This is a genomic window from Streptomyces mabaensis (assembly GCF_053763515.1).
In genome coordinates this window covers 221,060-245,884 of the sequence record NZ_JBSOPZ010000005.1, presented here as the reverse complement: position 1 = coordinate 245,884, position 24,825 = coordinate 221,060, and the positions used below count along the sequence as shown (strand labels likewise).

Sequence of the window (24,825 nt, the reverse complement as noted above, 5' to 3'; positions counted from 1 at the left end):
GGGCGTGATACTGGAGTCATGCGGTTGACGATTTTCTGGCAGCGGATGGCCGACCACTTCGGGGCCGGTTACGCCGATTCCTTCGCGCGCGACCATGTGCTGTCCGAGCTCGGCGGCCGTACGGTCCACCAGGCGCTCGACGCAGGCTGGAACGCCAAGGACGTGTGGCGCGTGGTCTGTTCCGCGATGGACGTACCCGCCGATAAGCGCTGACGCCCGTACGCCACACTGGCTGCGTGCCAGCGACAGACGAGACCGCCCAGGCCCCGACCGGCCAGGCAGAATCCCAGGCCGAGCCGCCGGTCCCGCCGGTCCCGCCGCCCCCGGCGGCGCCTGGCCCGACACCGCCCGCGGGGCCCGCCCGGATGCCGGCCTGGCTCCCGCGCGCGCTGCTGCTCGCGCTCGCCCTCTACGCCTGCTTCCAGCTCGGCAGCTGGGCGTTCCACCAGCTCATCGGCCTGCTGGTCAACATCCTGATCGCGTTCTTCCTGGCGCTCGCGGTGGAGCCGGCCGTGAGCCGGATGGCGGCCCGTGGCATGCGGCGGGGGCTGGCCACCTTCCTGGTCTTCCTCGTGGTGTTCGTCGCGGGCGCGGGGTTCGTCGTCCTGCTCGGCTCGATGCTGGCCGGCCAGATCATCCAGATGATCGAGGACTTCCCCCAGTACATCGACTCGGTGATCAAGTGGATCAACCAGACCTTCCACACCGACCTCTCCCGCGTGGAGATCCAGGACAGCCTGCTGCGCTCCGACTGGCTGCGGAAGTACGTGCAGAGCAGCGCCGGGGGAGTGCTCGACGTCTCCGCCACCGTGCTCGGCGGGCTGTTCAAACTGCTGACGATCGGCCTGTTCTCCTTCTACTTCGCGGCCGACGGCCCCCGGCTGCGCCGCGCCCTGTGTTCCGTACTCCCGCCCGCCAAGCAGACCGAGGTGCTGCGGGCCTGGGAGATCGCGGTCAACAAGACCGGCGGCTACCTCTACTCCCGCGGCCTGATGGCGCTCATCTCCGGCGCGGCGCACTTCGTACTGCTGGAGATCCTCGGAGTGCCCTACGCGCCGGCGCTCGCCGTGTGGGTGGGCATCGTCTCGCAGTTCATCCCCACCATCGGCACCTATCTCGCGGGCGCGCTGCCGATGCTGATCGCGTTCACCGTCAACCCGCTGTACGCGCTGTACGTGCTCGCGTTCGTCGTGGTCTACCAGCAGTTCGAGAACTACGTCCTGCAGCCCAAGCTCACCTCGAAGACCGTCGACATCCACCCCGCCGTCGCCTTCGGGTCGGTCGTCGCAGGCACCGCGCTGCTCGGTGCGGTGGGCGCGCTGATCGCCATTCCGGCGGTGGCCACCCTGCAGGCCTTCCTCGGCGCGTATGTGAAGCGGTACGCGGTGACGGACGACCCGCGCGTGCACGGCCACCGGCGGGGCCACGGCGGACCGGTGCTCGCGCGCGTCCGGCGCGCGCTGCGCCGGGGCAACGACTAGGGGGGCCCGGCGACAAGGCTCAATGGATCGGCCGCATGTCGCCGTCGTACGTGGTGCGGTAATCAGGGACGACGATCCGGCTCGCCGGAGACTCCCGGTGGACCTGGGCGATGAATGCGTCCAGGTCCATCGACGTGTCGCGGCGCGGGGGCTTGCTCAGCGGCTCCTCGAAGTTGTCCCAGTGGACGGGCACGACGACGCCGGGTTCGCCCAGTGCCCGCAGCAGCCGAGGCACATAGCGGTACGTGGATGCGCTGGACGGCACCGCGACCATCGCGAGATCAGGGCGGAGTCCCTTCGCGACCCGCTCGGAGAAGTCGCTGGCGCCCATCAGGAACGCCGACGGGCCGCCGTTCCCGGCCGTCACCTGGAAGGCGAGTGTGTCGCCCTCCGGCAGGTCGGAGATGGTCTTCGGGACTGCCGCGGGCGGCGCGTTCAGCGTGCCCGGGGCGAAGTAGGAGTGCCGCTTGTTGCGGCTGTGCAGGCTCGCCACGACCTCGACGGTGAGCCCGCCGAAGTCCAGCACCTCGCCGCCCTTCACCACCGAGATCTGTCCCGGGTCGACACCGAACGCGACCAGCAGACGGAATGTGGTCTCGGTGCCGACGACCCGGGCGCCGGTGGACTCGGCGATGTAGGGCACATCGGCAAGGTGGTCCCAGTGGGAGTGGCTGACCAGGACGATTTCGGGGCGGCCGACGTGCTCCCGTACCAACCCGGGATCGACCCTCAGCTCTGTATCCGGGTTGAAGGCCCCGTCGAACAGGCCGGTCTTGAACCGGGTGAGGTACGGGTCGAAGAGCACGGTCCGTCCGTCGACGTCGATGCGCCAGCCGGAGGTGCCCAGCCAGCGGAAGGACGCCGAACCGGCCGCCGGCGCCCGGCGGGTGGCCGCCTCGGAAGCGGCGGCCGTGGAGGTGAGCAGCGGGGCGGCCGCGCCGAGCGCGGCGCCACGCAGGACCGTGCGTCGGCCGAACCTCTTGATGCGCTGTGTGTCGGTGTCGTCGCTCATGGCGTCAGGAGATCAGGACCCAACCCCCCGAGTCCAAGATCAAAATCCTGCCGTCCCTATATGCAGACGCATATGAGACCACGTCACACGCCTGTGCTCCGCAGGAAGTCGACGGCGATCCTGGCCGCGGCGCCGATCGCGGCATCCACCGCCGGCCGCGAGGCGTTCAGCTCCCGCGTCCGGGCGAAGACGGAGACCGCGTAGCGGCTGCCGTCGGGATACTGAACGACCCCCGCCTCCATGTGGAGCCCCGGCAGGGTGCCGGTCTTCGCCGCGACCGTCACCTCGTCGGGAAACCCCGACACCAGCCGATGCCGGAAGACCTGGCGGCTCATCAGATCGCGTACCTGGGCGCATGCGTCCGGCGGGCCCGCTTCGTCACGCCAGATGAGACGCAGCAGCCGGGTGATCTCGCGGGGCGTGCTGGCGTTGGTCCGCCGGGGATCCAACACGCTCAGCCGTCTCTTGCGGTCATCCGGCAGAGCCGGGTAACGGACGGCGAACTCCGCCTCGTCGCGTGCCCCGACCTCGGCGAGCATCGACTCCAGTACGTCACGAGGGCCGCCCACGATACGCGTCCTGCCGAGCCCGAGTTCCCCGGCGAGCAGCCGTACCGTGTCCAGGCCCACCCGCGCCAGCAGCAGATCCGCCGCCGAGTTGTCGCTGACCGACATCGCGAAGAACGCCAGATCGCGCAGCGACAGCTCGACGTCGTCCATACAGCCGGCCGTGCCCCAGCCGCCGAGCCGGTCGGCCGCGGTCACCCGTATCCGCTCGCGGGTGTCGAGCTGGCCGGCTGCGGCCTGCCGGGCGAACTCCAGAACCAGCAGCACCTTGAAGACCGAGGCGATCACGACGAGCTCGTCCGCGCCGACCGCCACCTCCTCGGCGCCCGGCTCCCTGCCGACGGGGATCGCATGCAGCAGTCCCTCGGCGCCCGCCCCCGCGAAGACCTCGCGGATCCGTTCCTCGACCACCGGTTCACTCCCTCACGTAAGGTCCCTGAGTGTGGATCTCTTGCGCCACCTGCGTATTTTCGTCACCGTCGCCGACGAGCTGCACTTCAGCCGGGCCGCCGACCAGCTGGGCATGGCTCAGCCGCCGCTCAGCCAGGCGGTACGCAGACTGGAGAAGGATCTCGGCGCCGAACTGTTCGACCGATCACACCGCCAGATCCGGCTGACCGCCGCCGGGATGGTGCTGCTGGACGAGGCCCGCGAACTCCTCGCCCGCGAGGACCGGTTGCGGACGCTGGCCCGGCGCGCCGGGGACGGCGGCCTGGGCACCCTGCGCGCAGGCGTACCTCCCGACACCACGGCCGCGATGCTGTCCGCGCTGCTCGCCGCCTGCGCGGAGCATTCCCCGGGCCTGTCCGTCGATCTGCAGGAGGTCACCACCGAGGAACAACTGCGACTGCTTGCCTCCGGCGGACTCGACGTCGGCCTCGTCCACCAGCCCGTGGACGCCACCGAACTTCGCCTCGGCCCGGAGGTCTCCGTGGAACTCGGAGTCGTCCTGCCCCGCACCTCACCGCTGGCCCGGCTCCCCGAGGTCGCGCTCGGCGAACTGTCCGGCCACGACCTGGTGCTCTTCCCGCGTGCCCATGCCCCCGGCTGGTACGACCGGATCCTCGACACCTGCCGCGCCGAGGGCTTCGTGCCCGGCCGCCTCCGGCACGCCTCCCATCCCGAGTTCCTGCTGGCCCTGGTCACTGCGGGCCACGGAATCGCCTTCGACCAGGGGCCGGTGGCCCGCAAGGAACCCCGCGTCGTCTGGCGGCCCCTGGCAGGCCGCCCCCTCACTCAGCGGATCACTGGCGCCTGGCCCGCAGGCCGGTCTGCCCACCCGGCCGCTCCCCACTTCGCGGAGCTCGCAGCCGACGTGCTCGCCCGCGACCGTACGGCGGCCCTGCGCCGCGGCGACAGCCCGCGCCCGCCGGAAGGGCCGCCCCGCCCGTGGTCAGTGGTGTACGACTGAGTCAAGCCGACGCCGTGCCGACCGGCTGCCCGCGCGAGCAAGCCGGGCCTCTGAGTACCCGTACGCGCGACACGCTGCTCCCACCAGATCCGCAGCCCGCACTCCATGCCAGATCGGCATGGAACAGCGCGCGACCGTATTGGACCGCATGGGCGGCCGAAGGTGAGGGTGGGTCCTGGCACTCATGACCACGCACCGGGATGGAGCCGTGTCGCTCCATCCCCTTATGCGCCCTGCGTGTGGGGCGCCCGGAGGTTTTGGACCATGCAGCTCACCCGTGCCCGGCGCGCCGCTCTCGGTGCGCTTGCCTCGCTCGCCCTCGTCCCGCTGGCGGCCTGCGGCCAAGACGGCTCCCCGGCCTCGTCGTCTCCGTCCGCCGCGACGACGAGGCCGAGTACGGCTGCGAAGCCGTTCGCCGGCGACTTGAAGGAGCTTGAGCGCAAGTTCGACGCGCGGCTGGGTGTCTACGCCGTCGACACCGGCAGCGGGCGCGAGGTGGCCTACAACGACGGCGAGCGGTTCGCCTACGCCTCCACGTTCAAGGCGCTGGCCGCCGGTGCCGTGCTGCGCCAGTACTCCCTGAGCGGGATGGACAAGGTGATCAAGTACTCCAGGGACGATCTGACCGCCAACTCTCCCGTGAGCGAAAAGCACGTCGAGACCGGGATGACCCTGCGCGAGCTGTGTGACGCCGCCGTCCGCTACGGCGACAACGCCGCGGCCAACCTGCTGTTCGACGCACTGGGCGGGCCCCAGGGCCTCGACGCCGCGCTCGAGAAGATCGGCGACGACGTCACCCGGATGGAGCGCCGCGAGCCCGAGCTGAGCCGATGGACCCCGGGCGAGACACGGGACACGACCACCCCGCGGGCGTTGGCCAAGGATCTGCGCGCGTACGTTCTCGGAGACGTCCTCGGCAAGCCCGAACGTGCACAGCTCACGCAATGGCTGCGGACCAACACCACCGGAGACGACCTCATCAGGGCCGGGGTGCCCAAGGGCTGGGTGGTCGGCGACAAGACCGGAACCGGCAGCTTTTACGGTGCCCGCAACGACATCGCCGTGGTGTGGCCCCCCGACGCCGCCCCCATAGTCATGGCGATCATGTCGCACCGCAGCGAAAAGGACGCCGACCACGACGACAAACTGATCGCGGAAGCGGCATCCGTGGTCGCCGACACGCTGTCGTAGCAGGAGGCACGCGCTGCGGGGGTTCAGAGGTACGAAGCGCGGGTCACCCGGTGTCCGAACGTGCGCCAGACCAGCACCTGGGCGGCGATCAGCAGGGTGACCAGCAGCAGCGCGGGGACGAGGAGTGCGAGCGTCGCGCCGTCCGCGGCCGACTCGGCCCAGCGGCAGGGCCGGCCCGGCGAGCAACGGCAGCGCCGCCATCAGCACCGCGGTGAGCGCGAAGGACTGCCGGGAGCCGGTCCGCCCCGCGGGCCGCCGGGCGCGCTCGTACGGGCGGCCGGTCAGCCGGAGACCGGCGAACGCCAGCCCGTGCGCCGCGAACAGTGCGCGAGTGGCACGACGACCGCGAACTGGCCGCTGAGCAGCTGCGCGTCGGTGCGCGGCTTGGGTCAGGGGGGCCAGGATGGAGAAGGAACTCAGTTGCCGGCAGCCCGCAGTTTGCAGACCGCTCAGCCCGCGCGTTACGCGCTCGGGGTGACTGGCGCCGTCAGGGCCGGGTGGGTCTGCGGTGAGCGGCCGGGCTTCCAGCCGGCCCAGCGCTCCGCGATCAGGCCGTCGGCGATTCGGAAGATCACGATTGCGGCGAGTTCGACGGGCTGGCCGGTGGCCGGCCGTCCGAGCATCGGCCCGGTGTTGGTGCCGCGCAGTGTCCACCGGATCACGACGCGGTCTGACTCGGCGACCAGGTCATCGATGGTGAAGCGCAGGTCGGGGTGGGCTGTGTGCATCGTCGACACCACGAACGCGGCGCCGTCGCGCCCGGCGGGCTGCCCGGGCAACGGATCGTGGTCCACCCACTCCGGGGCGAACAGCCCGCGCATGGTGGCGGCGTCGCCGCCCGGGATCACTTCCTCGAAAATCCGCCGGATGAGTGCCTTGTTGGCGGTGGCCTCGGTCGTCACGGTCGCTGCCCTCGTTGTGATGTCGGATGCGGGTATCAAGCTGGTCATCGGCCGGTACCGGCGACCGCCGGGCTGAAGAGGTGGGCCTACTTCTGGGCGATCGTCACGTCCTGGAGGGTGAGCTTCTTGCGGGGGGCGCCGTCGCCTTCACCGTTCGCGTTGTCTGATCCGGCCTGCGCGACCTGTTCCAGAAGGTCCATGCCGCTGGTGACCTTGCCGAAGACGGTGTAGTTCGGAGGCAGCTCGGAGTCGCCGTAGACCATGAAGAACTGGCTCCCATTGGTGCCTGGGCCTGCGTTGGCCATGGCGAGGATGCCCTTGGCGTACTCCGCCGTCTGCCTGCCGGATGCGGGCTTCGGCAGGTTCTCCTCCCCGTACTTGTAGGCCGGCCCGCCGGAGCCTGTGCCGGTCGGGTCTCCGCACTGGAGAACCTTCAGCGCCCCGGTGGTCAGACGGTGACAGTTCGTCCCGTCGAAGAAGTTCTTCGCTGCCAGGTAGGTGAAGGAGTCGACGGTGCAAGGGGCCTTCTTCCCGTCCAGCGAGAGCCCGATGTCGCCCAGGTTGGTCTTGAGGCTGGCCTTCACGGTGCTCGTGTATGGGGGCCTCACGGGTGGTGTTCCCACGTTCTTCGCTCCCTGCTCCCTGTTGGGCGAGAACAGGCACTCCCCGGGCTTGGCGGTGGGCGAGGGGGTTGCCGCGGGGTGCGCAGAGGCGGCCGCGGCACTGAAGCCGGACGTCGAGTGTGCCCCCGGAGTCACGGCGACGAGGCCAGCAACGAGCGCAGAGCCGGCCGCCCCGCGCAGAGCGGTGAAGATCATGGAGGGTCCTTTCATCGTCCGTACAGGGCTCGATCTTGATAGCGGGACAAGCGCGCCACCGCAGAGCAAAACACCGCAGGAGTCGTTCCAACGAGGGAAACCAGCGGTCCGCTGCTGATCCGGAACAGGACAGACAACGCCGCGGCGGATGCCGTGTGGTGCGCTTGACACCAAAATCGAACATCCATTCTTATGGGATTCCGGCCGGTGGCTCTCCGGGATCGGTGGAGTTGTCCACAGGCTGGGAGGGCGTGGGGGCGCATTGTCAGTGGCAGGCGTTAGCGTCTTTGACGTGAAGCGATCGACACAAGCAAATCGGGTGGAACCCATGGCAGCAGGCACCGACCGCGAGAAGGCGCTCGACGCCGCGCTCGCACAGATTGAACGGCAATTCGGCAAGGGCGCCGTGATGCGCCTCGGCGACCGGCCGAACGACCCCATCGAAGTCATCCCCACCGGGTCGACCGCTCTGGACGTGGCCCTCGGCGTCGGCGGACTGCCGCGCGGGCGAGTGGTGGAGGTGTACGGACCGGAGTCCTCCGGTAAGACGACGCTGACCCTGCACGCCGTGGCCAACGCGCAGAAGGCGGGCGGCACCGTCGCCTTCGTGGACGCGGAGCACGCCCTCGACCCCGAGTACGCCAAGGCGCTCGGCGTCGACACGGACAACCTGATCCTCTCCCAGCCGGACACCGGCGAGCAGGCGCTCGAGATCGTGGACATGCTGGTCCGCTCCGGTGCCCTCGACCTCATCGTCATCGACTCCGTCGCGGCCCTGGTGCCGCGTGCGGAGATCGAGGGCGAAATGGGCGACTCGCATGTCGGTCTCCAGGCCCGGCTGATGAGCCAGGCCCTCCGGAAGATCACGAGCGCGCTCAACCAGTCCAAGACCACCGCGATCTTCATCAACCAGCTCCGCGAGAAGATCGGTGTCATGTTCGGCTCCCCGGAGACGACGACCGGTGGCCGGGCGCTGAAGTTCTACGCCTCGGTGCGGCTCGACATCCGCCGTATCGAGACCCTCAAGGACGGTACGGACGCGGTGGGCAACCGCACCCGCGTCAAGGTCGTCAAGAACAAGGTCGCGCCGCCCTTCAAGCAGGCCGAGTTCGACATCCTCTACGGCCAGGGCATCAGCCGCGAGGGCGGCCTGATCGACATGGGTGTGGAGCACGGCTTCGTGCGCAAGGCCGGCGCCTGGTACACGTACGAGGGCGACCAGCTCGGCCAGGGCAAGGAGAACGCCCGCAACTTCCTGAAGGACAACCCCGATCTCGCCAACGAGATCGAGAAGAAGATCAAGGAGAAGCTGGGCGTGGGTGTCCGGCCCGAGGTCCCGGCCGCAGAGCCGGGTGCGGACGCCGCCGGTGCCGCTCCCGCGCCGGCGTCGGCCTCCGACGCCGCGAAGTCGGTGCCCGCACCGGCGACGAAGGCCAAGGCGACCAAGGCCGCCACAGCCAAGAGCTGACCGTGGGACGGCGTACCGAGTGGGCGGGCCGCGCGGACTCCGAGTACGGCGGCAGCCCCGACGGGGTGAGGGCCGGGGGCGGCGGTGAGGGGCGGACGGCTCAGCCGTCCCAGCCGCCGCAGCCGTCGCAGAGCCCGGAGGAGCGGGCGCGGGCGATCTGTCTGCGCCTGCTCACCGGGAGCCCCCGTACGCGAAAGCAGCTCGGGGACGCCCTGCGCAAGCGGGGCATCCCCGAGGAGGTGGCCGACGATGTGCTGTCCCGGTTCGAGGACGTCGGCCTGATCGACGACGCGGCTTTCGCGGGCGCCTGGGTGGAGTCCCGGCACCACGGCCGGGGGCTGGCCCGCCGGGCGCTCGCGCGCGAGCTGCGGACCAAGGGTGTGGATACCACGCTGATCGAGGAGGCCGTCGGCCAACTCGACTCCGAGCAGGAGGAGGCGACGGCGCGCGAACTCGTCGCCCGCAAACTACGCGCCACCCGCGGCCTGGACCGCGACAGACGCCTGCGCCGGCTGGCGGGAATGCTGGCCCGCAAGGGATACCCGGAGGGCATGGCCCTCCGCGTGGTCCGCCGCGCGCTGGAGGAGGAGGGCGAGGACACGGAGGGCCTGGAGTACGACCCGTTCTGACCGTGGGGGCGGTGGCCGGGGCGGGCGGCCTTGGGCACCCAGAGCCGGCACGGCGCGGGCGCCGAGGGCCGGGTCCGGGGAGCGGCCCCTGGAGGCGTCGGCCGGGTATGGGCGAGCGGCGGTGCGCTGGGGCGCAGGCGTACGGATCGGCCGCCCAGGCGGCCGGGGCTGCTCGCTTGGCCGGTGTGAGGTGGAGGGGCGGGGCGCCGAGGGCCGCAGGCGGCGCAATCCGGGCGCCCAGGCGGCCAAGACCGCTCGCCGGGAACGTGTGAGCGCAGGGGGCGAGGACGGCAGGGCGCCGGCTGTGGGTCGGCACGGACGGCGCGGCGTGCCGAGGCCGTGGGGGGGCGCGGCGGCACGGCCGCCCGGGGCCTTGGGCCTGGTGGTTCAGGGGGTGACCGGCAGGCCTGCGGAGCGCCATGCCTGGAAGCCACCGTCGAGGTCGGTTGCCCGGTGCAGTCCCAGTTGCTGGAGTGATGCCGCCGCCAGGCTGGACGCGTACCCCTCGTTGCAGATCACCACGATCCGCAGGTCGTGACTCGTCGCCTCCACCGCCCGGTGACTGCCCCGCGGATCGAGCCGCCACTCCAGCTCGTTGCGTTCGACGACGAGCGCGCCGGGAATCAGCCCGTCGCGCTCGCGCAGCGCCTGATACCGGATGTCCACCAGCAGCGCACCCGAGGCCGCCGCCTCGAACGCCTCCCGGGGGCCGATCCGGTCGAGGTCCTCGCGGACCCGCTCCAGCAGCTCATCGATGCCCACCGGCCCGCTCACTGCCAGTCCCCCGGACGCTCGACCTGCTCCAGCCGCAGCACCGCGCCGCTGCGGCTGAACCGCCGGAGCAGCGGTAGCGGCGGGAAGTAGGCGTGCACGGAGACCGCGTGCTCGGTGGCGGACTCGTTCAGCACCTCGTGCACATGGTGCTCCCCGAACGCCTTGCCCTTGCCGGCGGGCAACGTCCGTGCGCGGTCCACCCCTTCGGCCAGTTCCAGGGTCTTCCACCCCGCACTGGGCAGCCGGACCACGAGCGAGTGTTCCTTCAACTCGCCCCGCGCCGTGGCGAACGCGCCACGGGATTCCGCGTGGTCGTGCCAGCCGGTGCCCGTGCCGGGCGGCCAGCCGATCAGCCAGGCCTCACTGCCGCCAGGCCCGTCGAGGCGTACCCAGGTACGTCCCTCGGGGTCGAGCGGGAGCGAGGAGATGAGTTCCTCGTCCGCCGCGGTACGGCGGACGAAGTCGAGCAGCTCGAAGGCGGTGGGCCCGGAGTCGGGGGAGGACGCCTGGACGCCGGCGGGCGAGGAAACGGAGAGTGACATGAAGAGCCGTCCTGAGGTTCGCGTGGGTGCGTGCGCGGCAGCCCGGAATCACGGGGCGCGCGAGGTGAGGGCGAATCAGCAGGACGGGCGACACACGCAGCCCGCATGGCGGACGAGGTCCACATGGACCCTCCGCCACAGGCGCACATCGGTGTCGGTCACGCTCCGGAGTACACCACGCGTGACCGCGACGGTCAATTGATGTCCGCTGTACGGTCCTCCACACGCTCCCGCGCGGCCGGTACCTCCCCGGCGGTTCCACCCGTGCCTTCCCCGGCGCCCTCCCCGGCGGTCTCACCCGCGGCCTCCGCCGAGGCCGGCGCACCACCGCGCGCGGCATCGGCGCACGCGTACAGCTCCGCGGGCCGTACCCCGGTGAACGCGGTCACCAGATGCCCGTCCGGCCGCACGAGCAGCACGGTGTGCGCGGACGCGCCCGGATAGCCCTCGGTGACCAGCAGTTCCGCCCGCACCGGCAGTGCGGAAACCGCCGCCGCCAGCCGCGGCATGACCCCGGCCTTCAGCCAGTGCCGCCGGTCCCACACACCGGTCCCCGGCGCGACCAGCACCACCAGGAGCTGTCCCCGCCCCAGCCGGTCGCGCAGCCGCGCGGTCGTCCCGTCGGGAGCCGTGACCCGGACGTCGGCGGCGGGAGTGCCCGGCTCGGTGCCGGTCGGGGTCCCGGACGTGATGCTCGGAGGCGCGAGGGGGGAGCGCGCGTAGCCGGGGGGCGCACCCAGCGGGCCGCGCCCCACATGCCCGTCGGCCAGCAGCGCGTCGTAGCCGCGCGCGGCGCCCGGCAGGCGGGTCCGCAGACCCCCGCCGCCCCGCAGTATCGGCAGCGACTGGTCGGCGGCCCGCAGCCGGGCGGCGACGGCGGTGCGCCGCTCCGCCTGGTAGCTGTCCAGCAGCGTCCTGGACGCTCCGTGATGCCACGCCAGGGCCAGCTTCCAGGCCAGGTTCTCGGCGTCCCGCAGTCCTTCTTCCAGGTTCTGGGTGCCGATCGCGCCGAGCAGGTGCGCCGCGTCCCCGGCGAGGAAGGCCCGGCCGGTACGCCAGCGGCGCGCGAGGCGGTGGTGCAGGGTGTACACCCCGGTGTCGATCAGCTCGTACGGAGGAGTCTCGCCGCACCACCCGGCCAGCGTGTCCCGTACCCGCGCCACCAGTACGTCCGGCGTGACCAGGTCGCCGCGGGGCGGCAGCAGCCAGTCGATCCGCCACACGTCGTCCGGCAGCGGGCGGGCCGTCACCTCCTCGCCGGAGCCGCGCCACGGCGGCAGCCGGTGCAGCAACGCCTCGTCGGGCCAGGGGAGTTCGGTGCGCAGTGCGGCGACCGCCTGCCGCTCCACCGCCGTACGGCCCGAGAAGCGGATGTCGAGCAGCTTGCGCACGGTGGAGCGCGCCCCGTCGCAGCCGACCAGGTAACTCCCGCGCCACCAGGTGGTCTCGGAGCCACGGGTGTGCGCGGTGATGCCGCTCGCGTCCTGTTCGAGGGAGTCGAGCTTGGTGTCGGTGACGATCTGCACCAGGCCGTGCGCGGCGGCGGCCAGCCGCAGCCCGCGGCTGAGCGCGTGCTGCGGCACGTGCAGCGGCGCGGACCCGTCGTCCTCCGGACCGTCACCGAAGGAGAGCCGGCGCAGTTCCTGCCTGCGGCGCAGCGTCCGCCATCCGGTCCAGCGCGCGCCTTCGTCCCTGGTGGTGGCGCAGCCGAGCCGTTCGACCATCGCGGCGGTGTCGGGATGCAGGACGACCGTACGCGCCGGACGCGGCAGGTCCTTGCCCGGAGTCTCGTCGAGCACCACCGACGGGACGCCCTGCTGGGCGAGCGCCAGGGCCAGCGCGAGGCCGACCGGCCCGGCGCCGACGACGATCACCGGGTCCACGGCACGGCTCCCTCAGTCCTGCTGACGGAACGAAAGATGGCAAGTGGAGCCCGGCGCACGATCACACAACGTATGCAACAGATTGCGAGTGCTTGCGTCAAGCGACGGGCGTATGCGGCGAGGGGGCAGCGGCCGTGGCCGCTGCCCCCTCGTGATCCGGTGGCCGGGTTGCCGGGTGGTGGCCCGGGCGTCAGGTGCCGGTGTCGCCGTGGACGTGGTCCGTCACGTGACCCGGTGCGTTGAGCTCGTCCACCTCGTCGGCCGCCAGTACCGCGCCGGTGCCCTTCTTGGACCGGCGGGCCCTGCCCTCCAGCCACGACGCCACGCTGGTGAGCAGGAAGTTGAGCGCGACGAAGATGAGCGCGATCACGGTGAGCGCGGCGATGGTGTTCGCGCCGTAGTTCGCCGGGATCGTGCGGTACTGCGACATCAGTTCGGCGAGGCCGAGCAGGGCGCCGCCCAGGGCGGTGTCCTTGACGATCACTACGACCTGGCTGACCAGGGCCGGCAGCATCGCGGTGACCGCCTGCGGCAGCAGCACGTACGACATGGTCTGGCCCTTGCGCATACCGATCGCCTTCGCGGCGTCGGTCTGGCCCGAGGGCAGCGAGAGGATGCCGGCCCGGACGATCTCGGCGATGACCGAGGCGTTGTAGAGCACCAGGCCGGTCACCACCGCGTACATCGGCCGGATCTCCGACTCGATGTCCGTGAACTGCACGAACAGCGCCTGGGCGAAGAACATCAGGATCAGCACCGGGATGGCGCGGAAGAACTCGACCACGGCGCCCACCGGAACGCGGATCCACCGGTGGTCGGACAGCCGTCCGATGCCGAGCAGCGCGCCGAGCGGCAGCGCGATCACGATGGAGAACGCCGCTGTTTGCAGGGTCAGCCCGAGACCGGGCAGCAGGTAGGTCGTCCACATCTGGGAGTCCGTGACGAACGGACTCCACTTGTCCGCCGCCAGCTGGCCCTTGTCGGCCATGACCGACAGCGCCCACCAGATGACGAGGCCGAGCGCGGCCAGGAACACGATCGTGTAGAGGACGTTCCGCCGTTTGGCGCGGGGGCCAGGGGCGTCGTAGAGAACAGAAGTCATCGCTTCACCGCCACACGCTTGGCCACCCAGCCGAGAATCAGGCCGGTCGGGAGGGTCAGGACCATGAACCCGAAGGCGAAGACCGCGAAGACGGCGAAGAGCGCGTCGGCCTCGTTCTCGATCATTTCCTTCATCAGCAGCGCGGCCTCGGCCACACCGATCGCCGCGGCCACCGTGGTGTTCTTCGTCAGGGCGATCAGTACGTTCGCCAGCGGCGCGACCACCGAGCGGAACGCCTGCGGGAGGACGATCCGCGTCAGCACCTGGGTGAAGCTGAGCCCCAGCGCGCGGGCGGCCTCCGCCTGCCCGACGGGCACGGTGTTGATGCCGGACCGGAGCGCCTCGCAGACGAAGGTGCCGGTGTAGGCGACGAAACCGAGGACGGCCAGCCGGAAGCCGATGTCCTTGAAGTTTTCGCCGCCCAGTGCGAAGCCCAGCGTCTGGTTCAGGACCAGCGAGCAGGAGATGATGATCAACGTCAGCGGGGTGTTGCGGACGAGATTGACGTACGCGGTGCCGAAGGCCCGCATCAGCGGGACTGGACTGACCCGCATGCCGACCAGGATCGTCCCCCATATCAGGGAGCCGACGGCCGAGTAGAGGGTGAGCTGAACCGTCACCCAGAAGGCGCCGAGCAGGTCGTACTGCCCGGAATCAAGAAAGTCGAACACGTTGCCCCGCGCTCTCCCCAGGTTGGCTGGTGGGGCGCGCCGCCGGCTCGGGCCGATGGCGCGCCACCGCGGACTCAGCTGCCTTCAGTGATCTCCGGGGCAGGCTCGTTCTTGTAGTTGGCCGGGCCGAAGTTCGCCTTCACGAACTTGTCCCAGGAGCCGTCCGTCTTCATCTTCTCGAGGGCGGCGTTGATCTTGGTCTGAAGCTCCTTGTCACCCTTCTTCAGACCGATGCCGTACGGCTCGTCGCTCAGGTTGAGGCCCACCAGCTTGAACTTGCCCTGGTGCTCCTTCTGCGCGGCGAAGCCGGCCAGGATGGAGTTGTCGGTCGTCAGGGCGTCGACGGCCTCGTTCTCCAGGCCGGTGATGCACTCCGAGTAGCCGCCGAACTCCTGCAGGTCCGCCTTGGGGGCGAGCTTGTCCTTGACGTTCTGCGCCGAGGTCGAGCCGGTGACCGAGCACAGCTTCTTGCTGTTGAGGTCCTCGGCCTTCGTGATCGAGTTGTCGTCGGCACGGACCAGCAGGTCCTGGTGGGCCAGGAAGTACGGGCCGGCGAAGTCGACCCGCTCCTTGCGCTTGTCGTTGATCGTGTAGGTGCCGACGACGAACTTCACGTCACCGTTGGCGATCAGGTTCTCGCGCTCGGCGCTGGGCGCCTGCTTGAACGTGATGTCCTTGGCGTCGTAGCCGAGCTCCTTGGCCACGTACGTGGCGACGTCGACGTCGAAGCCGGTGAACTTGCCGTCCGGCGTCTTCAGGCCGAGGCCGGGCTGGTCGTACTTGATGCCGATGGTGATCTTGTCGCCACCACCGGAGCCGCCCTCGCTGCCCTTGTCGCTGTCGCCACCACACGCGGTGGCGGTCAGGGCGAGTACGACTGCGGCTGCGGCGGCAGCAGAGGCCTTACGGAGCTTCATGGTGAACTTCCCTGAGTGAGTAACGGGATCTGTGTGATCGACTGAACATGCTTCCGTATGAGGCGGGTTCAGTGCGGTTCAGTGGTGCAGGATCTTCGACAGGAAGTCCTTGGCACGGTCGCTGCGCGGGTTGCTGAAGAACTGGTCGGGGGTCGCCTCTTCGACGATCTTCCCGTCGGCCATGAAGACAACCCTGTTGGCGGCGGAGCGCGCGAAGCCCATCTCGTGGGTGACCACGACCATGGTCATGCCGTCCCGGGCGAGCTGCTGCATGACCTCCAGCACCTCGTTGATCATCTCCGGGTCGAGCGCCGAGGTCGGCTCGTCGAAGAGCATGACCTTCGGGTTCATCGCCAGCGCCCGCGCGATCGCGACGCGCTGCTGCTGGCCACCGGAGAGCTGCGCCGGGTACTTGTCCGCCTGCGTGCCGACACCCACCCGGTCGAGCAGGTTGCGTGCCGTCTCCTCGGCCGCCTTCTTGTCCGTCCTGCGGACCTTGATCTGGCCCAACATGACGTTCTCGAGCACGGTCTTGTGCGCGAACAGGTTGAAGGACTGGAAGACCATCCCGACGTCGGCCCGCAGCCGGGCCAGTTCGCGCCCCTCCTGGGGCAGCGTCTTGCCGTCGATGGTGATCTCGCCCGAGTCGATCGTCTCCAGCCGGTTGATGGTGCGGCACAGTGTGGACTTCCCGGACCCGGACGGCCCGATCACGACCACGACCTCGCCCCGGGCGATGGTCAGATCGATGTCCTGGAGCACATGCAGCGCGCCGAAGTGCTTGTTGACGTTGCTCAGCACAACCAGGTCATCCGTGGCGGGCACGGCATCCTTGGTCACTGATACTCCGCTCATCGGCCTCTTGCTCCGTCCTCCTCGGTTGGGAGGACCCTAGTGAGCTGGCCGGACCTGCGTCATTACATCTGAGGGGAAATTGAGCATAACGATCCGGTCGCGCCCGGACACGCTGTGTGTCCGGGCCCGGCTCGCGCCCGTACCGGCTGGGTAACGGTACGTTCCCCGGGCCGGGAAGTCCCTTGACGAAGGCCGCTTGATCCGCGTGGATGCCAGGGGACCATGAAAGAGGAAACGCGGAGCCAACGGAAGGGGGCCACCGGATGAGACTGCTGCTCGTCGAGGACGACAACCATGTCGCCGCGGCCCTGTCCGCCGTCCTCGCCCGGCACGGCTTCAAGGTCGTGCACGCCCGCAACGGCGAGGAGGCCCTCCAGGCGCTGCTGCCCGCCGGGGCGCCCCCGTTCGGAGTCGTGCTCCTCGACCTCGGCCTGCCCGACCAGGACGGCTACGAGGTGTGCGGCAAGATCCGCAAGCGCACCTCGACCCCGGTCATCATGGTGACCGCGCGAGCCGACGTACGCTCCCGGATCCACGGGCTCAACCTCGGCGCCGACGACTACGTGGTCAAGCCGTACGACACCGGGGAACTGCTCGCCCGCATCCATGCCGTCAGCCGGCGCACCGTGCCCGGCGAGGAAGCCGCCACCGCCGCCGACAGTACGGTCCGGCTCGGCCCGGTCAGCATCGAACTGCCCACCCGGCGGGTGAGCGTGGACGGCGCGCCCATTCAGCTCACCCGTAAGGAGTTCGACCTGCTCGCGCTGCTCGCCCAGCGGCCCGGCGTGGTCTTCCGCCGCGAGCAGATCATCAGCGAGGTGTGGCGCACCAGTTGGGAAGGCACCGGCCGCACCCTGGAGGTGCATGTCGCCTCACTGCGCTCGAAGTTGCGGATGCCCGCCCTCATCGAGACGGTGCGCGGCGTCGGTTACCGGCTCGTCGTACCCGCCCCGTAGAGTCAACGCCTCGTGCGCACCCGTCTGCTCCCGCTCCTCATCGTCCTCATGGCGGGCGTGCTCCTCGCGCTCGGCTTTCCGCTCGCCGTGTCCGTGGCCGCCGCGCAGCAGCAGCGCGTGGTCATCGACCGGATCGACGACACCGCGCGCTTCGCCGCGCTGGCGCAGTTCGTCAGCGACACCGCGACGACCGGCCCGCCGGGCGTCGGGCAGCGCCAGGACACCCTGCAGAAGGACCTCACCCGGTACCACCAGCTGTACGGGATCAGGGCCGGCGTCTTCTACCGCGACGACAGCGCCATGGCCAAGGCTCCCGGCGACTGGACCGTGGCCCCGGCCGGCGAGGAACGGGAGGCGTTCCAGGAGGCACTCGCCAGCCGCGGCAGCCACGACCCGCCGCAGGTCTGGCCGTGGCAGGAGGACGGCCGGATCGTGGTGGCGTCGCCGGTCGTCCTCGACGGCGATGTGGTCGCCGTCGTGGTCACCGACTCGCCCACCGGCCAGATGCGGTCCAAGATCCTTCGTGGCTGGCTCGTCATCGCGGCCGGCGAGGCGGCGGCCATGCTGCTCGCCGTGGGGGCTGCCATCCGGCTCACCGGCTGGGTACTGCGGCCCGTACGCATCCTGGACGCGGCGACGCACGACATCGCCACCGGGCGGCTGAAGTCGCGGGTGGTGGCGTCCGGGGGCCCGCCGGAACTCAGGCGCCTGGCCCGGTCGTTCAACGAGATGGCCGACAACGTCGAAGACGTGCTGGAGCAGCAGCGCGCGTTCGTCGCCGACGCCTCCCACCAGTTGCGCAACCCGCTCGCCGCACTGCTGCTGCGGATCGAGCTGCTCGCGTTCGAACTGCCTGAGGGCAACGAGGAGATCGCCTCGGTCAGGACCGAGGGCAAGCGGCTGGCCCAGGTGCTCGACGACCTCCTCGACCTGGCCCTGGCCGAGCACACCGCGGCGGACGTACGGCTCACCGACATCGGGGCGCTGGCGGCGGAGCGGGTCGCGGCCTGGCGCCCGCTGGCCGAGGAGAAGGGGGTACGGCTGACGGGGGACGGCATCGTGGCCGTCACCGGCTGGGCGGACCCGGTCGCGCTCTCCAGCGCACTCGACGCCGTCATCGACAACGCCGTGAAGTTCACCCCGGAGGGTGAGGAGGTCCGGGTGTCGGCCGGCTCAGGCGGCGCGTTCGCCACGGTCACCGTGGCCGACCGGGGGCCCGGTCTGACCGAGGACGAGCTCGCCCGGGTCGGCGACCGCTTCTGGCGCAGCAACCGCCACCAGAACATCAAGGGCTCGGGGCTGGGCCTGTCGATCTCGCGGGCACTGCTCGCGGCGGGCGGCGGATCCCTCGCATACGAGACGAACCCGCCGCACGGTCTGCGGGTGACGGTCTCGGTCCCCCGCACGGCCCCGAACACCTGATCCTCGCCCGCGGGGCGCCGACGACACTGTCCGCCGCGCCCGTCGGCCGTGGGGCGGAAGGCCGCGGTCCGGGTGTGTTGTGGGGGCTCATCGCGTACGGTCCCGCCATTGCCGTATATGTCGCACCGCACGCCCCCCGACCCGCCCGACACCGAGGAGCGCCTCTGTGACCACCGCCGAAGCCCGACCGGCCCGTATCACCGTGCCCCAGCCGCGCGGCGCCGGCGGTGGCGGGAGCACCGTCGCCCTCGACATCGGCGGTACGAAGATCGCCGGTGCCCTCGTCCGCGAGGACGGGGCGCTGACCGCCACCGCGCGCCGCCCGACCCCGGTCTCCACCGACGCGGACGTGGTGATGGCCGCCGTCGAGGCCGTGCTGGCCGAACTGGCTGGCCACCCCGACTGGCCGGCCGTGCGCCGCTGCGGCATCGGCAGCGCGGGGCCGGTGGACACCTTCCGGGGCACCGTCAGCCCCGTCAACATCGCCGCCTGGCGTGACTTCCCCGTCCACGCCCGGACCGAAGACGCGCTGGCCCGCCACGGCTGCGCCGTCCCCGCCGTCCTCGTCGGCGACGGCGTGGCGATGGCCGCGGCCGAACACTGGCTCGGTGCCGCCCGCGGCCGGGCCGACGTCCTGTGCATGGTGGTCTCCACCGGCGTCGGCGGCGGGCTGGTGCTCGGCGGCAGGCTCCACCCGGGCCCGACCGGCAACGCGGGCCACATCGGCCACATCAGCGTCGACCTCGACGGTCCGCGGTGCGCCTGCGGCAGCCGCGGCTGCGTCGAGGCGCTCGCCTCCGGGCCCGCGATCGCCCGCCGCGCCGCCGCCATGGGCTGGCGCCCGACGGGTACGGACCGCAGCGCCGCCGCCGTAGCGGCGTCGGCCCGCGCCGGCGACCCGGCCGCGCTGGCCGCGTACGACCGCGCCGGTCAGGCGCTGGCCGCCGCCGTGGCCGCCACCGCGACCCTCGTGGAGACCGACCTCGCCGTGATCGGCGGCGGCGTCGCGGCGGCCGGCGAGGTGCTCTTCGGCCCGCTCCGCCGTCACCTCGACCGCTACGCCGCGCTTTCCTTCGTACGGAACCTGGACGTCGTCCCGGCCCGGCTCGGTACCGACGCGGGCCTGGTCGGCGCGGCGGCCGCAGCGGCTCAGCTGCTCACGGCTTGACCGAGCTCACGGTTTGACCGAGCTGTAGTAGCGCGCCGCGCCCTCGTGCAGCGGGAGCGGATCCGTGTAGATGGCCGTGCGGAGATCGACCAGCTGGGCCGCGTGCACCTCGCTCCCGATGCGGTCCCGGCGGTCTATCACCGTGCGGGTGAATCCCTCGGTCAGCGCCGGGTCCATCCGGTCGGTGGTGACCAGCAGGTTCGGCACCGCCACGGTGGACACGGCGGCCCCGTCCTGCGCGCGGGTGTAGGCGTCGGCCGGCATCACGGCGGCCCGGTAGTAGCGCGTGGGCGTGCCGCCCCCGTGCAGCGCCTCCACCAGGTCGCCGAGCGGGACCAGGCGGATCTCGGTCCGCTCGGACAGCTCCTTCACGGCGGTCGTCGGCAGGCCGCCGGACCAGAAGAACGCGTCGATGTCGCCGCGTTCCAGCTGCGACGGCATGGTGTCGATGCCGATCGACACCGGTGTGATGTCCCGCTGCGGGTCCAGCTTCGCGGCCGTCAGCAGCCGCTCCGCGACGAGCCGTACGCCCGACCCCTGCTGGCCCACGGCGACCCGCTTGCCGCGCAGGTCGCGGGCCGTCCGTACGTCCGACGCCTTGGGCACGACCAGCTGCACGTAGTCGTCGTACAGCCGGGCACAGCCGCGCAGCCGTGCGGCCCCCGGTTTGTTGTCGCGCTGGTACTTCGCCACAGCGTCCGCCGTGGCGATGGTGAAATCGGCCTCCCCGGTGGCCACCCGCTGGAGGTTCTGCTGCGAGCCCTCGCTCGTCCTCAGCCGGACCTTCACGTCGGGCAGGTCGCGGGCCAGGGCCTGTTCCAGCAGTTCTCCGTAGCGCTGGTACACGCCGGTGCGTACGCCCGTACTGAACGTGAGCGTCCCGCTCGGCGACGACGTGCCCAGCGGCAGCAGCCACCACAGCAGCAGACCGAGTACGACCAGCCCCGCGACGGAGCCCTGCAGGGCGCGGCGCTTGTGGAGCCGGGGGAGCCGGGGGATTACGGACGGCATGCGCGCGATCCTGCCACTCACTCACCGTAATGGCCAGGGCTGAGCCCGGCTGAGCGTCAGGAGGCCGGCAGTTCCCGTGGCCAGCGGCCGATCGTCCGCAGCAGACCGATGAACGCACGCTCGGCGGGGGAGAGCAGCCGGTCGCGGCGGCGTACCAGGCTGATCGGGCGGGAGCGCGGCCGCGGACTGACCGGGACCACGCTGAGCGACCCGGCCCGTACGTCGTCGACCACTGCGTGCTCGGAGATCAACGCGACTCCGAGACCGGCCGCGACGCACTGCTTGACGGCCTCGGGGCCCCAGACGTCGCCGCGCGACACCTCCGTCAGCTCCCATTCCGTGAGGACCTGTTCCTGGAGCTCCCGGGTCTGCGAACCGGGCTCGCGCAACAGGAAGCGGGACCCGGCCAGATCCGCCGGCCGTACGTCACGGCTCCCGGCCGCGGCACCGGACCCGGCCGCGGCACCCGACCCCGAACCGGCCAGCGGGTGCGACGGCGCCGCGATCAGGACCAGCCGCTCGTCGAGAACCGCCTCGGTGACGAGCTGCGCGGCCGCCGGTGCTCCGGCCACCACCGCGACCCCGATCCCGCCGCCGAGCAGCCGCTCCACCACGGCCTCGTTGTTGCCCACGAAGATGTCGCACTCGATTCCAGGGTGTTCCTGCTGGTACCGGGCGAGGAGCGGCGGCAGCAGATACGTGCCGACCGTGGTCGTGCCGCCTACCAGCAGCCGCCCGGAGGCCAGTCCGCTGACCTGCTGGACCGCGGCGACGGCCTCGTCGGCCAGCAGGAACACCCGCTTCCCGTACGCGGCCAGCACCTCCCCCTCGGCCGTGGGCCGGGTCCGGGCGCCGGAGCGGTCGATCAGGGTGACCCGCAGGGACTGCTCCAGCCGGCGCACCTGGTTGGAGACGGACGGCTGGCTCATGTACAGCTTCTGCGCGGCCGCCGAGAAGCCGTGGTGCTCGACCACCTGCATAAAGATCCACAACCGGTGGAGGTTGAGTTCCATACGCCTCCTGACGTTGATCGTCGAGCGCCCGCGCGGTGAGCCTAGCCGTGAACGCGCCTGGTGGGGAGGGGTCTCATCGGTCCGCAATCGGCTATGGCCGCCATAGCGATTCCGGTGGTTCTCCGCCGGCGGCAGCGGGTGCTACCCATGAAACACGGAGCGGGATTCACCGCTCCGCGCCTTCGACCTCAGGGGTGGATCCGTCATGAAGGAACCTGTTGCAGAGCAGCTGGAGGTGAACGGGCGCCGCTACGCGTGGCCCCGCCGGCCGGTCGTCGTGGTCTGTATCGACGGCAGCGAGGACGCCTACCACGAGCGGGCGATCGCGGACGGCCGGATGCCCTTCCTGGAGCGGATGCTGCACCACGGCAGCGATCTGCGGGCGGACTGCACCATGCCGTCCTTCACCAACCCCAACAACCTGTCCATCGCGACGGGCACGCCGCCCGCCGTGCACGGCATCTGCGGCAACTACTTCTACGACACGGTCTCGGGCACCGAGGTCATGATGAACGAACCGGCGCTGCTGCGGGTGCCCACCCTCTTCGCGGCGTTCTCCGCGGCCGGCGCCAAGGTCGCCGTCATCACGGCCAAGGACAAGCTGCGCCGGCTGCTCGGCCGCGACCTGGTCGACGGAATGTGCTTCTCCGCGGAGAAGGCCGACCAGGTCACCGAGGAGGAGAACGGCATCAGCAAGGTGCTGGAGCGCGTCGACCGGGAACTGCCCTCGGTGTACAGCGCCGAGCTCAGCGAGCTGGTGATGGCGGCCGGTACGGACGTACTGGAGAAGGACCGGCCGGACCTGATGTACCTGTCGCTGACCGACTACATCCAGCACAAGCACGCCCCCGGTTCGCCCGTCGCCAACGACTTCTACGCGATGCTCGACGGGTACTTCGAGCGGATCGACGCCCTCGGCGCGGTCCTGGTCGTCACCGCCGACCACGGCATGAACGCCAAGAGCGACGCCGACGGCGAGGCGCAGGTCGTGTTCCTCCAGGACGTCCTCGACGCACGCCTGGGGGAAGGGGCGGCCCGGGTCGTCCTCCCCATCACCGACCCGTACACCGTGCACCACGGGGCGCTCGGCTCGTACGCGACGGTGCACCTGCCGGCGGACACCGACATCGCCGCGCTGGCCGGCGAAGTCGCCGCCCTGGAGGGGGTGGACACCGTCCTCACCCGTGCGCAGGCATGCGAGCGCTTCGAGCTGCCCGGGGACCGGATCGGCGACATCGTCGTCATCTCCGAACGCAACACGGCGCTGGGCACCACCCCCGCCCGGCACGACATCTCCGGCTTCAAGGAGCCGCTGCGTTCGCACGGCGGCCTCACCGAGCAGCGGGTCCCGTTCCTGGTGAACGCACCGGTCGGACCGCTGCCGCACGGGCACCGGCTGCGCAACTTCGACGCCTACTGGGTGGGCAACGCCCTTGCCGCGGGACAGCCGCTGACCCCCTGACACCTGGCACCTGACCACCCGACAAGCCCCCCACGTCCCCCATGACCCGGCCCCGGCGCGCTGCCGAGGCGTGCGCCGGGGCCGAGCCATGCCCACGTACAACGCTCACCGCTCAACTCCCCAACCACCGTGCACGTCGAGGACAGGACCTCCGCCATGGCCGACCTCGCACCACAGCAAGAACCAGCCGACGCCGGCAGACGCCGCACAGCGGCCGTCACCACGCGCGAAGCGCTGGACCAGGTCTCACCGGTCCTGCGCTCGGCCCGCGCCGCTCGCTGGCGACTGCGGATCTTCGCGATCACCTGGCTCGCGTACGCGGGCTTCTACTTCGTACGACAGGCCTTCTCCGTCGCCAAGCTCGGCATTCTGGACGACCCCGCGGTGAACACCGTGCTCACCGAGCGCGCGCTGGGCGTCATCGACGCGGTCTATCTCGCGGCGTACGCCGCCGGTCAGTTCCTCTGGGGCATGTGGGCCGACCGGTTCGGGCCGCGTGTCGTGGTCGTCGGCGGCATGATCGGGGCCATCGCCGCGGCCTGTGTGATGGGCGTCAGCAGCGCCCTGCTGGTGTTCGGCGGCGCGATGGTGCTCCAGGGCCTTTCGCAGTCGGCGGGCTGGGCGCCGCTGTGCAAGAACATGGGCAACTTCTTCACGGTGCGGGAGCGCGGCCGCGTCCTGGGCCTGTGGAGCACCAACTACGCGTTCGGCGGCCTCGCGGCCCCGCCCTTCCTGGGCTGGATCGCGTACTCGGTGTTCGACAGCTGGCAGGTGGCGTTCCTGGCCGGCGCGGCGGCCCTCGCCGTCGTCCTGGCGCTCTTCCTCGTCTTCCAGCGCAACTCGCCGCGGGACGTGGGGCTGGAGGAGCCCGCCGAGGCGACGGCTTCCGATTCCGGCGCGTCCGCGGAGAGCCCGTCCCCCGGCGGCCTCGCGCTCTACCGCGAGACGCTGCGCGACCGCATGGTGCTCACGCTGGGCCTCGCGTACTTCCTGCTGAAGCCCGCCCGCTACGCGATCCTGCTCTGGGGCCCGGTGATCGTCAGCCGCCGCCTTCCCGAGGTCGACAAGGTCGGCGCCACGCTCATCCCCGTCGCCTTCGGCGTGGCCGGCGTACTCGCCCCGATCCTCGTCGGCTGGATCTCCGACCGGTGCTTCCAGTCCCGCCGCGTGCCCGCCTGCGTCCTCGCGCTCGGGGTGCTGACGACGGCGCTCGCGCTGTTCATGCCGCTCACCGCGGCCGGCAGCGCCATGGTGATGATCGCGGTGCTGGCGGTGATCGGCCTGTCCGTGTACGCGGCCGACGCGATGATCTCCTGTGTCGCCGCCGTCGACTTCGGGAGCGCGAAGGGCGCGGGCACCGCCGCCGGGCTCGTCAACGGCTGCGGCTCGGTGGGCGCGATTCTCGGTGGGCTGCTGCCCGGATTCCTCTCGGGCGATGTGCTCTTCACCGGCTTCGCCGGAGCCGCGCTGCTGGCCGGGCTGCTGATGCTGCCGCACTGGAACCGGCTGCCCCGCACCACGTCCTGAGCTTCCCGTTGGCCCCGCAAGCCCGTACGCCCCGCAAGCCCGTA

General features: G+C 71.1%; 24 protein-coding genes and 1 pseudogene. 11 read left to right on the top strand and 14 right to left on the bottom strand.

Annotated elements, in window-relative coordinates; all coding sequences use genetic code 11:
• Nucleotides 1-18 precede the first annotated feature (18 nt).
• Nucleotides 19-213 carry a DUF3046 domain-containing protein gene (locus ACWV17_RS06840; protein ID WP_455356975.1) on the top strand — a complete coding sequence of 65 codons (195 nt, stop codon included), beginning with the start codon at nucleotides 19-21 and terminating at the stop codon, nucleotides 211-213.
• A 152-nt stretch (nucleotides 214-365) separates the two neighbouring features.
• Nucleotides 366-1,481 carry an AI-2E family transporter gene (locus ACWV17_RS06835; protein ID WP_455358917.1) on the top strand — a complete coding sequence of 372 codons (1,116 nt, stop codon included), beginning with the start codon at nucleotides 366-368 and terminating at the stop codon, nucleotides 1,479-1,481.
• Between the two features lie 19 nt (nucleotides 1,482-1,500).
• Here the strand turns inward: ACWV17_RS06835 and ACWV17_RS06830 are convergent, their stop codons facing one another.
• Complete coding sequence (locus ACWV17_RS06830; RefSeq protein WP_455358895.1) at nucleotides 1,501-2,493, bottom strand: MBL fold metallo-hydrolase; 993 nt, start codon at nucleotides 2,491-2,493, stop codon at nucleotides 1,501-1,503.
• Between the two features lie 83 nt (nucleotides 2,494-2,576).
• A complete protein-coding gene (locus ACWV17_RS06825) occupies nucleotides 2,577-3,470 on the bottom strand; it encodes a serine hydrolase (protein ID WP_455358894.1) in 894 nt (297 codons plus the stop codon).
• Between the two features lie 40 nt (nucleotides 3,471-3,510).
• Between ACWV17_RS06825 and ACWV17_RS06820 the strand changes: the two genes are divergently transcribed.
• Nucleotides 3,511-4,470: a LysR family transcriptional regulator gene (locus ACWV17_RS06820; RefSeq protein WP_455358916.1), complete on the top strand. Its 960-nt coding sequence runs from the start codon at nucleotides 3,511-3,513 to the stop codon at nucleotides 4,468-4,470.
• 264 nt (nucleotides 4,471-4,734) lie between these two features.
• Nucleotides 4,735-5,661, top strand: a complete 927-nt coding sequence (gene bla / locus ACWV17_RS06815; RefSeq protein ID WP_455358893.1) for a class A beta-lactamase — start codon at nucleotides 4,735-4,737, stop codon at nucleotides 5,659-5,661.
• A gap of 461 nt (nucleotides 5,662-6,122) precedes the next feature.
• On the opposite strand, the gene ACWV17_RS06810 is transcribed toward bla, so the two are convergent.
• Both ACWV17_RS06810 and ACWV17_RS06805 read right to left on the bottom strand, forming a co-directional pair.
• Nucleotides 6,123-6,563, bottom strand: coding sequence for an ester cyclase (locus ACWV17_RS06810; RefSeq protein WP_455358892.1), 441 nt, complete (start codon nucleotides 6,561-6,563; stop codon nucleotides 6,123-6,125).
• 86 nt (nucleotides 6,564-6,649) lie between these two features.
• Nucleotides 6,650-7,147: a peptidylprolyl isomerase gene (locus ACWV17_RS06805; RefSeq protein ID WP_455358891.1), complete on the bottom strand. Its 498-nt coding sequence runs from the start codon at nucleotides 7,145-7,147 to the stop codon at nucleotides 6,650-6,652.
• Between the two features lie 562 nt (nucleotides 7,148-7,709).
• Between ACWV17_RS06805 and recA the strand changes: the two genes are divergently transcribed.
• Together recA and recX are read left to right on the top strand one after the other, a co-directional pair.
• Nucleotides 7,710-8,849 carry a recombinase RecA gene (recA, locus tag ACWV17_RS06800; protein ID WP_455358890.1) on the top strand — a complete coding sequence of 380 codons (1,140 nt, stop codon included), beginning with the start codon at nucleotides 7,710-7,712 and terminating at the stop codon, nucleotides 8,847-8,849.
• Nucleotides 8,837-9,478 (top strand): annotated as a pseudogene (recX, locus tag ACWV17_RS06795) (recombination regulator RecX); the annotation flags it as partial. The gene recA and the pseudogene recX, both read left to right, overlap by 13 nt.
• Nucleotides 9,479-9,865: 387 nt before the next feature.
• Here recX and ACWV17_RS06790 read toward each other — a convergent pair.
• The 8 genes from ACWV17_RS06790 to ACWV17_RS06755 all read right to left on the bottom strand — a co-directional run bounded on the left by ACWV17_RS06790 (nucleotide 9,866) and on the right by ACWV17_RS06755 (nucleotide 16,222).
• On the bottom strand, nucleotides 9,866-10,252 hold the full coding sequence (locus tag ACWV17_RS06790) for a rhodanese-like domain-containing protein (protein ID WP_455358889.1): 387 nt from the start codon (nucleotides 10,250-10,252) through the stop codon (nucleotides 9,866-9,868).
• Complete coding sequence (locus ACWV17_RS06785; RefSeq protein WP_455358888.1) at nucleotides 10,249-10,794, bottom strand: cysteine dioxygenase; 546 nt, start codon at nucleotides 10,792-10,794, stop codon at nucleotides 10,249-10,251. The genes ACWV17_RS06790 and ACWV17_RS06785 overlap by 4 nt, the downstream gene beginning before the upstream one ends.
• Before the next feature lie 75 nt (nucleotides 10,795-10,869).
• Nucleotides 10,870-10,941, bottom strand: coding sequence for a putative leader peptide (locus ACWV17_RS06780; protein WP_455358915.1), 72 nt, complete (start codon nucleotides 10,939-10,941; stop codon nucleotides 10,870-10,872).
• Between the two features lie 47 nt (nucleotides 10,942-10,988).
• The gene (locus ACWV17_RS06775) at nucleotides 10,989-12,677 is read right to left on the bottom strand and encodes an FAD-dependent monooxygenase (protein WP_455358887.1); all 1,689 of its coding nucleotides are present in this window, start codon (nucleotides 12,675-12,677) and stop codon (nucleotides 10,989-10,991) included.
• 190 nt (nucleotides 12,678-12,867) lie between these two features.
• A complete protein-coding gene (locus ACWV17_RS06770) occupies nucleotides 12,868-13,779 on the bottom strand; it encodes an amino acid ABC transporter permease (protein ID WP_455356987.1) in 912 nt (303 codons plus the stop codon).
• On the bottom strand, nucleotides 13,776-14,450 hold the full coding sequence (locus tag ACWV17_RS06765; RefSeq protein WP_455358886.1) for an amino acid ABC transporter permease: 675 nt from the start codon (nucleotides 14,448-14,450) through the stop codon (nucleotides 13,776-13,778). Before ACWV17_RS06765 ends, ACWV17_RS06770 begins: the two co-directional genes overlap by 4 nt.
• A 74-nt stretch (nucleotides 14,451-14,524) precedes the next feature.
• Nucleotides 14,525-15,367: a glutamate ABC transporter substrate-binding protein gene (locus tag ACWV17_RS06760; protein WP_455358885.1), complete on the bottom strand. Its 843-nt coding sequence runs from the start codon at nucleotides 15,365-15,367 to the stop codon at nucleotides 14,525-14,527.
• Between the two features lie 78 nt (nucleotides 15,368-15,445).
• Nucleotides 15,446-16,222 carry an amino acid ABC transporter ATP-binding protein gene (locus ACWV17_RS06755; protein WP_455356589.1) on the bottom strand — a complete coding sequence of 259 codons (777 nt, stop codon included), beginning with the start codon at nucleotides 16,220-16,222 and terminating at the stop codon, nucleotides 15,446-15,448.
• Between the two features lie 263 nt (nucleotides 16,223-16,485).
• On the opposite strand from ACWV17_RS06755, the gene ACWV17_RS06750 reads away from it, so the two are divergent.
• The 3 genes from ACWV17_RS06750 to ACWV17_RS06740 all read left to right on the top strand — a co-directional run bounded on the left by ACWV17_RS06750 (nucleotide 16,486) and on the right by ACWV17_RS06740 (nucleotide 19,768).
• Nucleotides 16,486-17,178 (top strand): response regulator transcription factor, encoded by a 693-nt coding sequence (locus ACWV17_RS06750; protein ID WP_455358884.1) that lies wholly within the window; start codon nucleotides 16,486-16,488, stop codon nucleotides 17,176-17,178.
• A 12-nt stretch (nucleotides 17,179-17,190) separates the two neighbouring features.
• Complete coding sequence (locus tag ACWV17_RS06745) at nucleotides 17,191-18,600, top strand: ATP-binding protein (protein WP_455358883.1); 1,410 nt, start codon at nucleotides 17,191-17,193, stop codon at nucleotides 18,598-18,600.
• 202 nt (nucleotides 18,601-18,802) lie between these two features.
• Complete coding sequence (locus ACWV17_RS06740; RefSeq protein ID WP_455358914.1) at nucleotides 18,803-19,768, top strand: ROK family protein; 966 nt, start codon at nucleotides 18,803-18,805, stop codon at nucleotides 19,766-19,768.
• 6 nt (nucleotides 19,769-19,774) lie between these two features.
• On the opposite strand, the gene ACWV17_RS06735 is transcribed toward ACWV17_RS06740, so the two are convergent.
• Together ACWV17_RS06735 and ACWV17_RS06730 are read right to left on the bottom strand one after the other, a co-directional pair.
• The gene (locus ACWV17_RS06735) at nucleotides 19,775-20,779 is read right to left on the bottom strand and encodes a TAXI family TRAP transporter solute-binding subunit (protein WP_455358882.1); all 1,005 of its coding nucleotides are present in this window, start codon (nucleotides 20,777-20,779) and stop codon (nucleotides 19,775-19,777) included.
• A 56-nt stretch (nucleotides 20,780-20,835) separates the two neighbouring features.
• A complete protein-coding gene (locus ACWV17_RS06730; protein ID WP_455358881.1) occupies nucleotides 20,836-21,792 on the bottom strand; it encodes a LysR family transcriptional regulator in 957 nt (318 codons plus the stop codon).
• 205 nt (nucleotides 21,793-21,997) lie between these two features.
• On the opposite strand from ACWV17_RS06730, the gene phnA reads away from it, so the two are divergent.
• Nucleotides 21,998-23,254, top strand: coding sequence for a phosphonoacetate hydrolase (gene phnA / locus ACWV17_RS06725; protein WP_455358880.1), 1,257 nt, complete (start codon nucleotides 21,998-22,000; stop codon nucleotides 23,252-23,254).
• 156 nt (nucleotides 23,255-23,410) lie between these two features.
• Nucleotides 23,411-24,781 (top strand): MFS transporter, encoded by a 1,371-nt coding sequence (locus ACWV17_RS06720; RefSeq protein WP_455358879.1) that lies wholly within the window; start codon nucleotides 23,411-23,413, stop codon nucleotides 24,779-24,781.
• Nucleotides 24,782-24,825: the final 44 nt, after the last annotated feature.

Bases quoted from the DNA above. Each gene is read 5' to 3' on its own strand.
- ACWV17_RS06840 (WP_455356975.1), top strand. From the start codon at position 19: ATGCGGTTGACGATTTTCTGGCAGCGGATGGCCGACCACTTCGGGGCC.
- ACWV17_RS06835 (WP_455358917.1), top strand. From the start codon at position 366: ATGCCGGCCTGGCTCCCGCGCGCGCTGCTGCTCGCGCTCGCCCTCTAC.
- ACWV17_RS06830 (WP_455358895.1), bottom strand. From the start codon at position 2,493: ATGAGCGACGACACCGACACACAGCGCATCAAGAGGTTCGGCCGACGC.
- bla (WP_455358893.1), top strand. From the start codon at position 4,735: ATGCAGCTCACCCGTGCCCGGCGCGCCGCTCTCGGTGCGCTTGCCTCG.
- recA (WP_455358890.1), top strand. From the start codon at position 7,710: ATGGCAGCAGGCACCGACCGCGAGAAGGCGCTCGACGCCGCGCTCGCA.
- ACWV17_RS06785 (WP_455358888.1), bottom strand. From the start codon at position 10,794: ATGTCACTCTCCGTTTCCTCGCCCGCCGGCGTCCAGGCGTCCTCCCCC.
- ACWV17_RS06770 (WP_455356987.1), bottom strand. From the start codon at position 13,779: ATGACTTCTGTTCTCTACGACGCCCCTGGCCCCCGCGCCAAACGGCGG.
- ACWV17_RS06760 (WP_455358885.1), bottom strand. From the start codon at position 15,367: ATGAAGCTCCGTAAGGCCTCTGCTGCCGCCGCAGCCGCAGTCGTACTC.
- ACWV17_RS06755 (WP_455356589.1), bottom strand. From the start codon at position 16,222: ATGAGCGGAGTATCAGTGACCAAGGATGCCGTGCCCGCCACGGATGAC.
- ACWV17_RS06750 (WP_455358884.1), top strand. From the start codon at position 16,486: ATGAGACTGCTGCTCGTCGAGGACGACAACCATGTCGCCGCGGCCCTG.
- ACWV17_RS06735 (WP_455358882.1), bottom strand. From the start codon at position 20,779: ATGCCGTCCGTAATCCCCCGGCTCCCCCGGCTCCACAAGCGCCGCGCC.
- ACWV17_RS06730 (WP_455358881.1), bottom strand. From the start codon at position 21,792: ATGGAACTCAACCTCCACCGGTTGTGGATCTTTATGCAGGTGGTCGAG.
- phnA (WP_455358880.1), top strand. From the start codon at position 21,998: ATGAAGGAACCTGTTGCAGAGCAGCTGGAGGTGAACGGGCGCCGCTAC.
- ACWV17_RS06720 (WP_455358879.1), top strand. From the start codon at position 23,411: ATGGCCGACCTCGCACCACAGCAAGAACCAGCCGACGCCGGCAGACGC.